The 14,192-nt window shown below is 57.2% G+C and carries 11 protein-coding genes; 3 read left to right on the top strand and 8 right to left on the bottom strand.

Annotated elements, in window-relative coordinates; genetic code table 11:
• Positions 1-94: 94 nt before the first annotated feature.
• Positions 95-460, top strand: coding sequence for an NUDIX domain-containing protein (locus tag HKD42_RS09100; RefSeq protein ID WP_343042292.1), 366 nt, complete (start codon positions 95-97; stop codon positions 458-460).
• Here the strand turns inward: HKD42_RS09100 and dinB are convergent.
• The gene (gene dinB, locus HKD42_RS09095; protein ID WP_484573243.1) at positions 457-1,506 is read right to left on the bottom strand and encodes a DNA polymerase IV; all 1,050 of its coding nucleotides are present in this window, start codon (positions 1,504-1,506) and stop codon (positions 457-459) included. The two genes, HKD42_RS09100 and dinB, sit on opposite strands and share 4 nt — an antisense overlap.
• A 186-nt stretch (positions 1,507-1,692) precedes the next feature.
• Here dinB and HKD42_RS09090 point away from each other — a divergent pair, with 186 nt between their 5' ends.
• Positions 1,693-2,928, top strand: a complete 1,236-nt coding sequence (locus tag HKD42_RS09090) for a multidrug effflux MFS transporter (RefSeq protein WP_170012649.1) — start codon at positions 1,693-1,695, stop codon at positions 2,926-2,928.
• Here HKD42_RS09090 and HKD42_RS09085 read toward each other — a convergent pair.
• The 6 genes from HKD42_RS09085 to crtY all read right to left on the bottom strand — a co-directional run bounded on the left by HKD42_RS09085 (position 2,925) and on the right by crtY (position 10,896).
• Positions 2,925-4,475: an acyl-CoA carboxylase subunit beta gene (locus tag HKD42_RS09085; protein ID WP_170012647.1), complete on the bottom strand. Its 1,551-nt coding sequence runs from the start codon at positions 4,473-4,475 to the stop codon at positions 2,925-2,927. The genes HKD42_RS09090 and HKD42_RS09085 overlap by 4 nt on opposite strands.
• Positions 4,476-4,620: 145 nt before the next feature.
• Positions 4,621-6,510 (bottom strand): acetyl/propionyl/methylcrotonyl-CoA carboxylase subunit alpha, encoded by a 1,890-nt coding sequence (locus tag HKD42_RS09080; RefSeq protein WP_170012645.1) that lies wholly within the window; start codon positions 6,508-6,510, stop codon positions 4,621-4,623.
• A 9-nt stretch (positions 6,511-6,519) separates the two neighbouring features.
• Positions 6,520-7,521 (bottom strand): phytoene/squalene synthase family protein, encoded by a 1,002-nt coding sequence (locus tag HKD42_RS09075; protein WP_246236939.1) that lies wholly within the window; start codon positions 7,519-7,521, stop codon positions 6,520-6,522.
• Between the two features lie 23 nt (positions 7,522-7,544).
• Positions 7,545-8,138, bottom strand: a complete 594-nt coding sequence (locus tag HKD42_RS09070) for an LOG family protein (RefSeq protein ID WP_170012643.1) — start codon at positions 8,136-8,138, stop codon at positions 7,545-7,547.
• The gene (locus tag HKD42_RS09065) at positions 8,135-9,688 is read right to left on the bottom strand and encodes a phytoene desaturase (protein ID WP_170012641.1); all 1,554 of its coding nucleotides are present in this window, start codon (positions 9,686-9,688) and stop codon (positions 8,135-8,137) included. The genes HKD42_RS09070 and HKD42_RS09065 overlap by 4 nt, the downstream gene beginning before the upstream one ends.
• Entirely contained in the window at positions 9,685-10,896 is a 1,212-nt protein-coding gene (gene crtY / locus HKD42_RS09060; RefSeq protein WP_170012639.1) for a lycopene beta-cyclase CrtY, read from the bottom strand. The genes HKD42_RS09065 and crtY overlap by 4 nt, the downstream gene beginning before the upstream one ends.
• Before the next feature lie 154 nt (positions 10,897-11,050).
• Here crtY and HKD42_RS09055 point away from each other — a divergent pair, with 154 nt between their 5' ends.
• Complete coding sequence (locus HKD42_RS09055; RefSeq protein ID WP_170012637.1) at positions 11,051-11,968, top strand: MipA/OmpV family protein; 918 nt, start codon at positions 11,051-11,053, stop codon at positions 11,966-11,968.
• 82 nt (positions 11,969-12,050) lie between these two features.
• Here HKD42_RS09055 and HKD42_RS09050 read toward each other — a convergent pair whose 3' ends face one another.
• Positions 12,051-14,111: a S9 family peptidase gene (locus HKD42_RS09050; RefSeq protein ID WP_170012635.1), complete on the bottom strand. Its 2,061-nt coding sequence runs from the start codon at positions 14,109-14,111 to the stop codon at positions 12,051-12,053.
• Positions 14,112-14,192 lie beyond the last annotated feature (81 nt).

Here is a 14,192-nt window from a genome sequence, read left to right as displayed (position 1 = left end):
ACCATTGCACCGGCTATTATTGCCGGCCGCGCATAATGTGCGACATTTCTGGCGGGTATGGCGCAAGCAAAAGATAGAGGGATGCACTGTCATTGTGACCAATCCGCGTGGCGAAGTTTTGTTGCTGCGCCATAGTTACGGGCCAAAGGGTTGGGGCCTGCTGGGCGGCGGGCTTGACCGGAATGAAGCGCCAGAGGCCGCCGCATTTCGCGAGCTGCGCGAAGAAATTGGCTGCGAGGCAACGGTGATGACCCGATTGGGCACTATGGCAGAGGAGATTTCCGGATCGCCGCATATCGCACACGTTTTTACCACAATGATTGATGCGGTACCGGTGCCCGATCAGCGCGAAATTGTGGAAGCCAAATTCTTTCCGGCGCATTCTTTGCCAGAACCCTTGGGTGTCATCACCCGGCGGCGTCTTGATCTGTGGCGCGATAGTCTCAAACGCTCAACTTAAAGCAGCGACAATTGCGCGGTATCCGGGGCGGGTTCGTCCCGTTCCGCACCTTCCAGGTTGGACAGCGTCAGGCCCATCAGGCGGATGGGCATCGGCAATGGCAGCAATTCTTCCAGCAAGGCGTGGCCTAACTGGCCGAACTCGCTTTTGTCAGAGACATTCTCGGCCAGTGATCGGGCGCGCGTGATTTGCGTGAAGTCGGTATATTTCATCTTCAAGGTGACAGTGCGGCCTTTGGCTTCGGCCCGCTCAATCCGGTCCCAAACAATATCAATGATACTATCCATCGCCTCGCGCAGCGCTGCTCCGCTGGAGATGTCTTCGCGATAGGTCCGTTCCCCGCCCACCGATTTGCGGACGCGGTTTGCGCGTACGGGCCGCAGGTCAATGCCGCGCGCGGCCCGGTATAGATAATCAGCCAGACTACCGAAATGAGCGCGCATGAAATCTATATCTTTGGCGGCCAAATCTGCGCCGGTTGCAATGCCGAGCTTGGCCATTTTCTCTGCGCCTTTGGGGCCAACACCGTGAAACCGGCGGACGGGCAGAGCGGCCACAAACCGGGCGCCGTCACCCGGTTTGATAACGCAAATACCATCCGGCTTATTCTGGTCGCTGGCGAGTTTCGCGATAAATTTGTTGTAACTGACCCCGGCGCTAGCCGTCAGTTTAGTTTCTTTCTTAATCCTCGCGCGGATCAGTTCTGCAATCCGTGTCGCGCTGCCGATACCGCGCAAATCATCGGTCACATCAAGATAGGCTTCATCCAGGCTGAGGGGTTCGACATGCGGCGTGAAATGGCGGAAAATGTCGCGGATGGTTTGCGATGCTTCGCGGTAGGCATCGAACCGGTGCCTTACGAAGATCAGATCGGGACAGAGGCGTTTGGCCGTGACGGAAGGCATTGCTGAGCGCACCCCGAATTTGCGCGCCTCGTAACTGGCAGCGGCAACCACGCCGCGCCCACCGCTGCCGCCAACAGCGACCGGTTTGCCGCGTAATTCAGGGTGGTCGCGCTGCTCCACACTGGCGAAGAATGCATCCATATCGACATGGATGATCTTGCGCAGTCCATCGGCTTCGTCAGCGCTTTCGCGTTCTGTTTCCCATTGATCGGCTGTGCTGCTCACCAATGGATGATAGTCTGAATTGCGCTGCGGTGAAACTGCGCAGCGATTGTACGATAGAAATTGCCGCTGGCATTTCATTAACCAAACGCGCAAGGGGCGGTCATGAGCCCTGCCACCAAGCCTGAGACACCCCCTTTGGGTGAGCGCGAACTGATCGTGCTGATGGCGCTGTTGATGAGTTTGCAGGCGTTCGGCATTGATGCGATGCTGCCAGCCTTAGGTGATATTGCCAGCGGTTTTGGTGCTGGCGGGAATGACCGGCAGATGGTGATCGGCGCCTATTTTCTGGGGGCGGGCATCGGGGCATTTTTCCCCGGAGCGTTTGCCGATAAGTTTGGCCGGCGGCCAGTGCTGTTCTTTGGCCTTACCTGTTATTTTGTCCTGTCGGTCGCCTGCGCGCTCGCGACAGATTTCTGGACACTAATCGGTTTTCGGCTGGCGCAAGGGCTTGGCGCTGCATCGCTCAGCGTAGTCCCCGCCGCAATTGTTCGCGACAAGGTCGGCGGAGACCGGATGGCGCGGATGATGAGCCTGATTATGATGATCTTCCTGGTCGTTCCGATCATCGCGCCCGGCATTGGCCAGCTTATCTTGCTGGTGGCAAGCTGGCGGTGGATATTTGGCGCGATGGCGGTGATGAGTTTGATAGTGGGCGGCTGGGTATGGCTGCGCCTGCCGGAATCTCTCGCGCCGGAAAACGCGCAGGATATCAATGTGCGAACAATACTGGTCAATATGGGCACTGCGCTGACACGGCGCGATTCCATCGGTTATGTGATCGGCAGTGCGCTGGTATTTGGATCGCTGTTTGGCTTCCTGAATTCCAGCCAGCAATTGATCGGTGAAAGCTTTGGCGCGGGCAATTACTTTGCCTTGATCTTTGGTGCGGCGGTTCTGGGCATGGTCGCGGCCAATTTCACCAATTCGCGAATTGTTGAACGCTTCGGCGCGCGGCGGGTGAGCCACACAGCGCTTATCGCATTCCTTCTGATAAGCTGTGTTCAAGTATGGTCGTCCAGCAGGCCTGATCAGACATTGTGGGAATTTGTCCCTCTGCTCAGTCTCGCGATGGCGACGATGGGCTTTATCGGGGCGAACTTTGGCTCGATCGCGATGCAGCCATTCTTCCACATTGCGGGCGCGGCGTCCTCTGCGCAAACCAGCTTGCGGATGATCACCGGTGCGGTGCTCGGCAGCTATATTGGCAATCTGTATGATGGCACCGCTTTGCCGCTCGCCTTGGCTATGCTCAGCTGTTCAATATTGGCGCTGATAATGGTACTGTTTAGCGAGCGTGGCAAACTGTTCCGGCGGGTTAATTCCGGAAAGCCGGGCTAAGCATCGGCTTCCAAACGCCGCCACGCAAGATCAGCAAATTCACATAATAATGGCCGTGTGTCACGCGGGTCGATAATATCTTCGACATTGAACAGCTCCGCGCTGCGGAAGGGCGATGTCACCTTGTCCAGCCGGGCTTTGACCGCTTCCAATTCTGCTGCCGGATCATCCGACGCTGCGATTTCAGATTTATAGGCAACCTCAAGCCCGCCCGCGATGGGGAGCGAGCCCCAATCCCCGCTGGGCCAGCAATAGCGGTACTGATGACGCTCGGCATTGCTCATCGCGCTGCCCGCAATGCCGTATGCCCGGCGCATCACGATGGTGGCCAGCGGAACAGTGGCTTTGTAGATCGCGTTCATCGCTTGCACGCCGTAGCGGATCGTGCCCGCCATTTCCGCCTCGCGCCCGATCATAAAGCCGGGATTGTCGACCAGATGCACAATCGGCAGGCGGAATTGATCGGCCAGTTTGACAAAGCGTTCGACCTTTTCCGATGTCTTGGCTTCCCATGATCCGCCCAAGAAGCTGGGGTCGCTGGCGACGACCGCTACCGGCCAACCATCAAGCCGCGCAAAGGCGGTAATCGCGGCGCGGCCCCAATTTTTGCCCATTTCAAACACTGTGCCTGTATCGAACAGCATATCCATGCAGCGGCGCATCGAATAGACTTGCTTGGGATCACGCGGAACCAGGCTGAGTAGCGCTTCTTCGCGCCGGTCGCGCGGGTCGGTGCATTCGGTGCGGCGTGCGTGTTGGCCGGTATATTCGGGCATGAAGCTGAGGAAATGGCGCGCGCGCGCAAACGCCTCCGCTTCGCTTGCCACTTCATCATCGACCACACCGTTGCGCGTGTGAATGTCGCTGCCGCCAAGGTCTTCCTTGGCCTGTTGGTGATCGGCGGCGCTTTTGTAGCTTGCACCCAAACCATCGACCACCGCCGGACCCGCAGCGAAGATCTGCGATAATCCGCGCACCATGATGGAATAATGGCTGGCAACAATCCGCGCCGCGCCAAGACCGGCGGTTGGGCCCAATGCCAATGCCACCACCGGCACAGTGTCGAGGTTGGTGACCACATCCCCCCAGCCCGGAACAGCAGGAATATAGGTTGCGCCGATCTGCTCCAGCGTTTTGACCGACCCGCCGCCGCCGGTCCCGTCAATCATACGGATCAGCGGCAGTTTCAGCTCATGCGCCATCCGTTCGGCTTGCACCATTTTGCGCTTGATCCCGGCATCGGCCGCGCCGCCGCGAATGGTGAAATCATCTGCTGTCGCGACAACGGGGCGGCCATGCACGGTGGCTTTACCGAATAGAAAGGGTGGGGGGAGCACGCTTTGCAATTCGCCATCGGCATCATATTCGCCCTTGCCAGCGATCTTGCCAATTTCGCGGAAGGACCCTTCATCGCACAGCGCCGCAAGCCGCGCCCGCGCATCCATCTTGCCGCGCGAATGTTGGCGAGCGACTTTTTCCTCGCCGCCCATCTGTTCGGCAAAGGCTTCGCGCTGGCGGAGTTCTTCGAGTTCTTTTTCCCAGCTCAACACATCGCTCCTGTTATGCTGAACTGATCGACCCTTGGGCAGTTTCGCTTCCAGCATCCGTTCTTCGGTTTTGTGCTGTGGATCATGGGGCGAAATGGACCCTGAAACAAGTTCAGGGTGACGAAATCGGGCTGGGGGTAGGGGCTTATTCGGAAGGCTCCACCACACACAGCACTGCCTCGACCTGAACCTGCCCGCCTTCGCTGGCGTTAAGCTCGGCCACAATCCCGTCAAACGGAGCAGTAAGCGCGTGCTCCATCTTCATCGCTTCAAGCACCATCAGGCGTTGTCCGGCAGTGACGCTGTCACCCTCAGCCACATCGACCGCGATGACTTTGCCCGGCATGGGAGAAAGGATTGCGCCGTCGGCGGCGGAGGCAGAGCCCGTTCCCCGATCAGGATGCGGAGTGAAATGCCAATCTTGGCCCCGTTCAGTTACCAGTACGGTGTGGTCGCGATTGCCGAAACTGGCGAGATTGCCGATGCTTTCGGTTTGGGCTGAATAATATGCTTCGCTGCTCCACAAATTGACAGTGGTCTGTGGCCGCGTGTTGAGCCTGAAGCCGTATAGGTTGCGGTCCAACAGGCTGTGTGTGGGCGCGTCCCAGTCAAATTGATCGGCACGCAACCGCCAACCCGCAGCGTCCGCCGCTTGTTGGCTAGGTTGTGTTTTGGGTAGGAGAGCCTCGCCCTCACGCTCGATCATGCCTGTGTCTAGATTGCCAGCCGCAAATTCGGGATGGTCAAGGCATTCAAACAGAAAACCCTTATTGGTTTTTACCGGGAAAACGATGCTCTCATCCAAAGCCAATTTTAGCGCATTGATTGCTTGCCGCCGCGTTGGTTGGAATATGACAATTTTTGCGATCATCGGGTCGTAGAATGGGGAAACCGTATCTCCAGCCATGACACCTGTTTCAATTCTCGCGACTGTCTGATCCAGTACTAACTCTTCCAACCGCCCCGTACTCGGCAAAAATCCCTTGGCAGGATCTTCCGCATAGAGCCGCGCTTCTATCGCATGGCCGTTGATCTGGATTTCGTCCTGCTTAAGCGGAATTGGCTCACCGCTCGCGACACGCAATTGCCACTCCACTAGATCGACCCCGGTAATCTCCTCAGTCACTGGATGTTCAACCTGAAGCCGCGTGTTCATTTCCATGAAGAAGATGCGATCTGCGCGTAGGCCTTCGCTGGCATCGGCGATAAATTCGATCGTGCCTGCGCCAACATAATCGACCGCTTTTGCTGCACGAATTGCTGCGCAGCATATTTCTTCGCGCGTTGCAGCATCCATGCCCGGTGCGGGCGCTTCTTCGATCACTTTCTGGTGGCGGCGTTGCAGCGAACAATCGCGTTCAAACAAATGGACGACAGTGCCGTGACTATCACCGAAAACCTGCACCTCGATATGGCGCGGACTGGTGATCCATTTTTCCAGCAGCACGTGATCATTGCCGAAACTGGCCTTCGCCTCGCGCCGGCAGCTTTCCAGATCAGCCTCAAAATGCTGCGCAGCATCGACTTTGCGCATACCCTTGCCGCCGCCGCCAGCAACCGCCTTAATCAGCACCGGATAGCCGATGGCGTCAGCCTCTTTTTCCAGGCGCTCTACCGATTGGTCGTCTCCCAAATAGCCAGGAGTCACGGGGACGCCCGCCGCTTGCATCAATTCCTTGGCCGAGTCTTTCAAACCCATCGCGCGAATACTGTCGGGGTTAGGCCCGACCCAGATCAGCCCCGCATCCTGCACGGCCTGCGCAAAGTCCGCATTCTCGGACAGGAAGCCGTATCCCGGATGAATTGCTTCCGCGCCGGTTTGCTTGGCCGCGGCGATGATTTTCTCGCCCACCAGATAGCTTTCCGCTGCGGGTGAGGGGCCGATATGCACAGCCTCATCCGCCTGGCGGACGTGCAGCGCCTTGGCATCAGCATCGGAATAGACCGCAACCGTCGCCACGCCCATTGTGCGAGCGGTGCGGATAATGCGGCAGGCAATCTCGCCGCGATTGGCGATAAGCAGCTTTTTGATCATGCGAAACGGTTAAGCCGAGCGCGCCTTTTCCGCAAGCTGTGAGCGGGTCCAGCGCGGCATTTCATCAGGGCCGCGCGGGGTATTGGCTATGGCTTCAAAGAATGCCGCCGCAACATGGCGCAGTTTGGCGGCTTTCGATGTGTATACCCGGCCATCCCACGCAGTTTCCCGCAACCGCCGCACTTCATAGCCGATTTCGGAATAGATGCGGGCTGCGGATAAAATCGCCCAGCGGCTGCGGAAGGGCAGCCTGGCGGCGCCGAGCCGGGCTGCCTTGGTGTGGGTGTCCATCAGCAGCACCAGTTTGCTCGCCATATCGGCGAGCTCTGTCCTGTGATGCGGTTTGGTGTGCTGGCCCGGTTCGATATCTTCCTCCGCCAGCCATTCCATTGGCAGATAGCAGCGGCCAGCGGCGTCATCCTCCACCAAATCGCGGGCAATATTGGCAAGCTGGAATGCAAGCCCCAGATCGCACGCCCTGTCGAGTGTTTCGGTGTCATCTTTATCGACGCCCATAACCAGAGCCATCATCACGCCAACCGCGCCAGCGACATGGAAACAATATTGCAGCAGATCGCCTTCATTGCGTGGTCGCCATTCTTTGGCGTCCAGCGCGAAGCCGCTGATCACATCATCCGCCATTTCCGGGGTGATGCCGCATTCCTGCGCGACAAGGCCAAAGGCATCAAAAGCCACATCAGCAGTGGGCAAGCCGTCAAAGGCGCGGCGGGTTAGCACTCTGATAGATTTCAAGCGGCTCGCTGCGTTTGATTGGTCCCCTAGTTCACCGCCCATATCTTGATTGTCGGCAATGTCATCGCATCGGCGGCACCACGCGTAGAGCAGCCACACCCGTTCACGGGTTGTCTTGTCGAACAGCATGGATGCGGCAGCAAAACTTTTGCTGCCTTCCTCAATCGACAGACGGGCTTTTTCCACCAGTGCGGCCCTGTGCCGCATGCCGCCAGCCCGGCTTTCCGTACTGCGGATAATCCGGGAGGGTGCGAGCATGCGCTTGGAAGTGCCCGGATGTGTCAGAGGTCGTCGGCCTTCATGTTGAAAATAGGTGTGTGCGGCCGGTACTCTTCCATTTTCTGGATGAGATCAGAGAGTGTATCGGCGGTGATCAAGATCCCCTGATGCGCCGGCCGCACAAATCCCACCTCTGCCATCGTGTTGTTGAAGGCAATTAAATGGTTGTAAAATCCAAATGCGTTGAGGAGGCCGACCGGGCTGGAATGATAGCCCAATTGTGCCCAGCTCATCGCTTCCCATAATTCATCCATTGTGCCGACCCCGCCAGGGATTGTGATGAAGCCATCGGACAAATCAGTGAACAGTTTCTTGCGTTCATGCATACCGGGCACTGTGTGCAGCTCAGTACAATCATGGTTGGCAACTTCTGAACTGAACAGCGCCTCCGGGATAACGCCGATCACTTCGCCGCCAGCGTCTAGCGCGCCTGATGCCACCGCGCCCATCAGACCAAGCCGCCCGCCGCCATAGACAACACCGATCCCGCGCTCAGCCAGACCGGCACCGACGCTACGGGCAAGCTCCATATAGCGCGGATCTTCCGGCGTTGCAGAGCCGCAATAAATAGCGATGCGTTTGAGGGTATTGCTCAAGACACCAAATCCTCGATCATCAACCCCGCTGTTGCCTTGGCACTGCCAACAACCCCAGGAATACCTGCGCCGGGATGGGTGCCTGCGCCCGTCAGGTAGAAATTGTCGATCACATCATCGCGGTTATGGCCGCGGAACCATGCACTTTGGGTCAGCACCGGTTCCAGACTGAAGGCGCTGCCCAAATGCGCGCTGAGATCTTCCTGGAAATCTTTGGGTGCATAGCTGAATTTGGTCACGATCCGGTCGTGAATATCCGGGATCAACCGGCGGCCGATCTCATCCAGAATGCGTTTTTCGAGCACTGGCCCAACTTCGTCCCAGTCGACTGCCAGTTTGCCCATATGGGCGACAGGTACCAGCGCATAGAATGTGCTCTGGCCTTTCGGGGCCATGCTTGGGTCGGTCACGGTCGGGTGATGCAGATAGATGCTGAAATCCTGCGGCAGGACCCCGTTATCATAGATGTCATCGAGCAGCCCCTTATAGCGCGGGCCGAACAGGATCATGTGATGGGGTATGCCCGGCCATGTGCCTTCCAACCCGAAATGCACCACAAATAATCCGGGGCTGAATTTTTTGCGGGCAAGCTTCTTGGCGTAGCTTTTTCCGCGCGGGCTTTCAGACAGCAGATCGCGGTAGGAATGCATGATATCGCCATTGCTGGCGACGGCGTCAAAATGCTGCTTGAAGCCGCTTTTGGTTTCCACTTCGGTGGCTTTGTTGCCGATTGTGTGGACTTGCGTAACCGGATCGCCGATCATCATCGTTCCGCCGAGCCGTTCAAAGTGACGGATCATTCCGGCGATCAAACGGTTGGTGCCGCCGCGCGTCCACCACACGCCGCCATCTTTTTCCAGCTTATGGATCAGCGTGTAAATCGCGCTGGTCTTAAACGGATTGCCGCCGACCAGCAGCGTGTGAAAGCTCAATGCTTCGCGAATTTTCTCGTGCTTGATGAAGCTGGAAACGATGGAATAGACGCTGCGCCATGCCAGTTTCTTGGCCAATGCAGGGGCCGCTTTGAGCATGGATTTGAAATCCAGGAACGGCACCGTCCCCAATTTCACATAGCCTTCTTCATACACGCCCGCCGAATATTCGAGGAACTTCTGATAGCCTTCGACATCTTCAGGATTGAGCTTGGCGATTTCCGCAAACAGCTCTTCTTCAACGTTGGAATAGTCAAAATTGTGACCGTCTGGCCAATTGAGGCGGTAAAACGGGTGGACTTTCATCAGTTCCACATCGTCTTTCATATCGTGACCGGACAGTTCCCACAGCTCTTCCAGACAAGGCGGGTCCGTAATCACCGTTGGCCCGCCATCAAAGGTGAAACCGTCTTTCTCCCAAAAATACGCGCGGCCACCCGGCTTGTCGCGGGCTTCAATAACAGTTGTCTGTATTCCGGCAGATTGCAGCCGCATAGCCAGCGCCATGCCGCCAAAGCCGGAACCCACAACGCAGGCGGTTTTCCCGGTTGGCACAATGTTGCTGCCTGATCGCGCACCAGTGTTGATAGTCGCTTTGTCCAGCAGATCGCTGCTCATCCGATAGTCTCTTTCTGCGCGACCAAAGGCGCGCCTTTGCCAGTCAAAGCACCAATTGCTTTGGTGACAGGTACGGGCGGTTTGCCGATCAAGACGCGCGCTTTGTCAGAAAAGCGTGACTTGCCGGCATAGAAACGCTCGATCAGCGTCTCGTCCAAACGATAGAAGCGCTCGAACACCCGATATCGTTCCCCGGGTTTTGCCGCACCGAACAACATAGCGCCCAAACGGCGGTAAAAATTGGTCTTTGCCCAATGCCTGCGCGCGCGCGTTTCCATCAATGCGGCCAGCTGTTCGCCGGGCAATTCCGCCTCCTCAGCAATGGCAAGGGCCGTTTCGACTGCAAAGGGCAAAGTGTAACTGGTGAGCGGATGCACAAAGCCGCCCTTCGCCCCCGCGCAGCTGACGCCAAAAGTGCGGTTTTCCTGCTGAAATGCAGCAAAATCGCCGCCGGTGATTACGGGCAGAATACCGGTTTCGCCGCCCAGTATCTCTCCGTGCCAATCATTGCGGATGTGATACCTGTCGAGCCGTCCCGACAATGCGTTACGGTCCAGCACAGGGCTGTCTTGGTAATAGGTGTCTTCAACAAACAGATCATTGGCCCCAAGGGGCAGGACATACACAAACCGGTATGCACCGTGCTGATCAACGCTGGCATCCATGATGATCGGTTTTTCGACCCCGTGCGGGCGATCGGTTCGCGTGATGCGGCCCATGAAAACTTGCCAGCCGCCGGTCAGATGCTCGCTTGGCCCCGGTCCCCGGCAGTCGATGACTGTCCGTGCCGAAATGCGCCTGCCGTCATTTAGCGTGACACCTTGGACATCCAATGCACTGACCGTGCGGCCGGTATGGATCGCATTTTGGCCCAATTCGCGGCGCAGTGCAGCGTCAAAATCTTCCGAAGTAAGAGACCGGTAGTGGGATGGCAGCTTGCGGCTATAGGCAGGGAAATGCACATCATAGCCCTGCCATTCAGCTTTGCGGAAGGGCGCGAGCAGCTCCGTTCCCGAAGCGTCGAGATCGCTGTCAAACCAGCTCCAGCGGTGGTTGCCGCCAAGGACATCCTGCCCCTCTATCAGCATCACTTGCATATCAGGGTGGCGTTTGCGCAGGGCGAGCGCGATGAGGCCGCCAGCCAGCCCCCCGCCGACAATGGCAATTTCAGTCCGAATGTCTGAAGAGGATTTGCCGCGGCCAGCCATACCCTGTCAGTAGGGCGGTAAACTGAGCCGCGCAAACGGTTTACGTGCTGGCCCATGCATCATTGTGCCAATCCTGTCGGTCGCGCCTTTGGCATTCCATAGGAACGGTTCGCGGGTACGTCCGTTAATATGGCGAATAAAGGAAATTTATAATATGCCTATCAAACCGATCGCCGCTGTTTGCGGCGCGGCCATTCTTGCTGTGGCTGCAAGCCCGCAACACGTTTCGGCGCAAGACACTACAGCAACCAGCGATGCATCTGCACCAGCAGAAGGGCCGGCCGGCGCAGGCGGCCCGCCAGCATCGCTGGCAGATTCTGTATTCGATGACACGTGGATCAATGTTGGTTTCGGTGTCGCATATGGACCATCCTATACTGGTTCCGATGACTATGTGATCAACCCGTTGCCTGTCTTGCAAGGCAGCGTTGGCGGGGTGGATATCGCGCCCCGGCCAGCGGGTGTCGCGCTGGACTTCATCAAAGACAAGCAAGGGAAGCCATCGGTTAATCTGGGGCCGGTATTCCGTTTCCGGAACGATCGGGCCAACCAAATTGAAGATCCGGTTGTCGAGCTGGCCGGAGAGCTTGATAATGCGATCGAGTTGGGGGTTAGCGGCGGGGTGAGTTTTCCCGGTATATTGGGGCGCTTTGACAGTTTAACTGTTGGTGCCGATGTCCGGTGGGATGTTGCCGGTGCCCATAATGGTATGGTGATCGACCCCAGCGTTACCTATTCGACCCCGCTCAACCGCGGCACTTTCGCCTCGCTGTCGCTCAGCACAACCTATGTCAGTGACGATTTTGCCGAGTATTATTTTACCGTCAATCCAGCACAATCTGCGGCCACTGGCCTGCCGACATTTGACGCTGAAGGCGGGTTTACCAGCTATGGGGTGACCACACTGGTTGGCGTCGATCTGGATGGAAATGCGCTTAATGGCGGGCTGAATGCGGTGGTTATCGGCGGGTACTCGCGGCTGACCGGTGATGCCGCCGATACGCCCTTCACCAGCGTGCGGGGTTCCAAAGACCAATTCTTTGTCGGGGTTGGTTTGGGCTATACTTTCTGATCCTGTGAAACAGCCGGCACAAAAAAGGCCCCCAGCAACCGAAGTGCTGGGGGCCTTTTTCGTCGCAGGGGATGCTATCTAATCAATCCTCGCCAGCAACCTTGGCTTTGGCGCCTTTTGCACCGTCTGCCAGTTGAGGGCGCGGGCCGGGCATTGCTGCATCACGGTCACCGGTTTTCAGATAGGTGTCGAACCATTCCATCATCCGCAAATTATAGTCATAGCGGGCGGCAGCACGGCGGTTTCCGTGACCTTCACCGGGGTACAGAACCAGACGGACGGGTGTGTCTGTGCGGACTTTGATGTTCCGGTACAGTTCGTAGCTCTGGCTTGGGGCAACACGGGTGTCTTCCGCGCCATGCATGATCAAAATGGGCGTTTTCGCTTTGTCGACATGATAGATCGGGCTGACTTCCAACATATTCTGCCATGCATCCCACGGCCATTTGAGGCTGTGCACATTGAACATCTCAACCGGAATATCGGTGGTGCCGAACTTGCTGATCTGGTTGGAAATGCCGACAAACATCACGCTGGCCGCATATTCTTCAGAATGCGCGGTGGCGCCCCAGGCAGATGCATAGCCACCGTAAGAACCACCGGTAATCCCGGTCCGGTCTGGATCTGCGATACCCGCTGCCACCAAGTGGCGTTTGGCATCGACAATGTCATTGAATTCTTTCCCGGCATAATCGTTCTGATGCTGCTTGGCGAAAGCGACACCATATCCGGTAGAACCGCGATAGTTGGGAAGGAATACTGCATATCCTTGCCCGGCAGCGACCTGGCCCGGCTTACTATAAGCGGTCAGCCAGCCATTGCTTTCATGCGCTTCTGGCCCGCCATGAACATTCATGATCAGCGGGGCACCACCAGCTGGCGCGCCGCCAACAGGTTCGATCAGAATGCCTTCGACTTGCTGACCATCACGGGCAGTATAGGTAATGACGCTTTGCTTGCCGAAGTCGATATCCGACAACCACGTATTGTGGTTGGTCCAGCGTTGCCAGGCGCCGTTTTCCCAAGCGAATAATTCACTGGGGTGCTGTGCGGTGCTGGCGCGCACCACGATACGGTCGCCGCCAGCATCAATGCCGGTCACAGCCAGATTACCCATCGACATTTCGCTGTCTTGTGAACCGTCAGAATTATAAAAACGCAGGAAGCTGTTGGCGCCTTTGTGGATGACTGCGGCGAGCCGGCCGCCATCGACAAATTCTGTGTCGACGGTCGCTTCGGCTGCCCCGACTGTGATGCCCGTGATCGCACCGCTGGCGATATCGACCATGTGCAAAGTGGTGGCCGCCGGATCATTCATATCCACTGCTGCGACCAAGGACAATTTCTTGCTGTCCGGCGAGATTTCAAAATCGTCAATCTTGCCCGGCGTATCGATCACTTGGGACACTTCGCCCGATGCAAGATCAATGATGTTAATCTGTTTTAAAACCAGGCTGTCATCGACATTGGGGGTTGGCGCTGTCTCGATAATCGCTCTGCTGCCATCAGGCGTTACGGTAAAGCTGCTGACATAGCCGGGTACTTTGATCTCGGTCGGCTCTTCGTCCAAACCGCCACCCACGGATGCTGCAAAAACACGGTTCAGCTTGCCCTCTTCTTCATAGACAACCGCGTTGAAGCCAGCTTTTCTCTGGGTTTCCCGTTGTTTATCTTCGCCAGCGCCAACCAGCATATAGAGAACCGAGCCATCCGGGCTCCAACTGTATGACCGCACATTTGTATCTGCCACAGCTGCCAGTTTGACTGGCGCGCCGCCATCAACAGGGACACCCCAAACAGCGCGGTCTTCATCCTCGTCCGCCCAAACGAAGCTGACCATCCGGCCATCTGGTGAAAAACTGACGCCGCCCGGGCTGACATCATCAGGCAGGAAGACGCGGGCATTGTCAGGGCCGTAGGCGATCTTGAGCTGGCTGTCGGTGCTGCCGTTTTTTTCGCCTTCGGTTACATCAGGCAAGCTGTTGGTAGTGTACGCAACGCGGCTACCATCCGGCGAGACAGCAATTGTCCCGACGCTTTCCAATTTGGCCACATCTTCTGGCGTCATGGGCCGCGCAGATGCGGCGGCCGTAAGTGACACAGAGCCGAGCAAGGTTGCGCCAAGCAAAAGCGTGCGTTTCATGTTAGTCTATTCCTCTCGTGACGAACGTAATATGCTGCTTGTTATGACAAGATTGATTTCGGATGCAACTATATCCGGCGC

The sequence above is a fragment of the Pontixanthobacter rizhaonensis genome (genome assembly GCF_012972675.1).
GTDB lineage: Bacteria > Pseudomonadota > Alphaproteobacteria > Sphingomonadales > Sphingomonadaceae > Pontixanthobacter > Pontixanthobacter rizhaonensis.
Note: the sequence above shows the minus strand (reverse complement) of the source record. Positions and strands in the feature narration are given on the sequence as shown.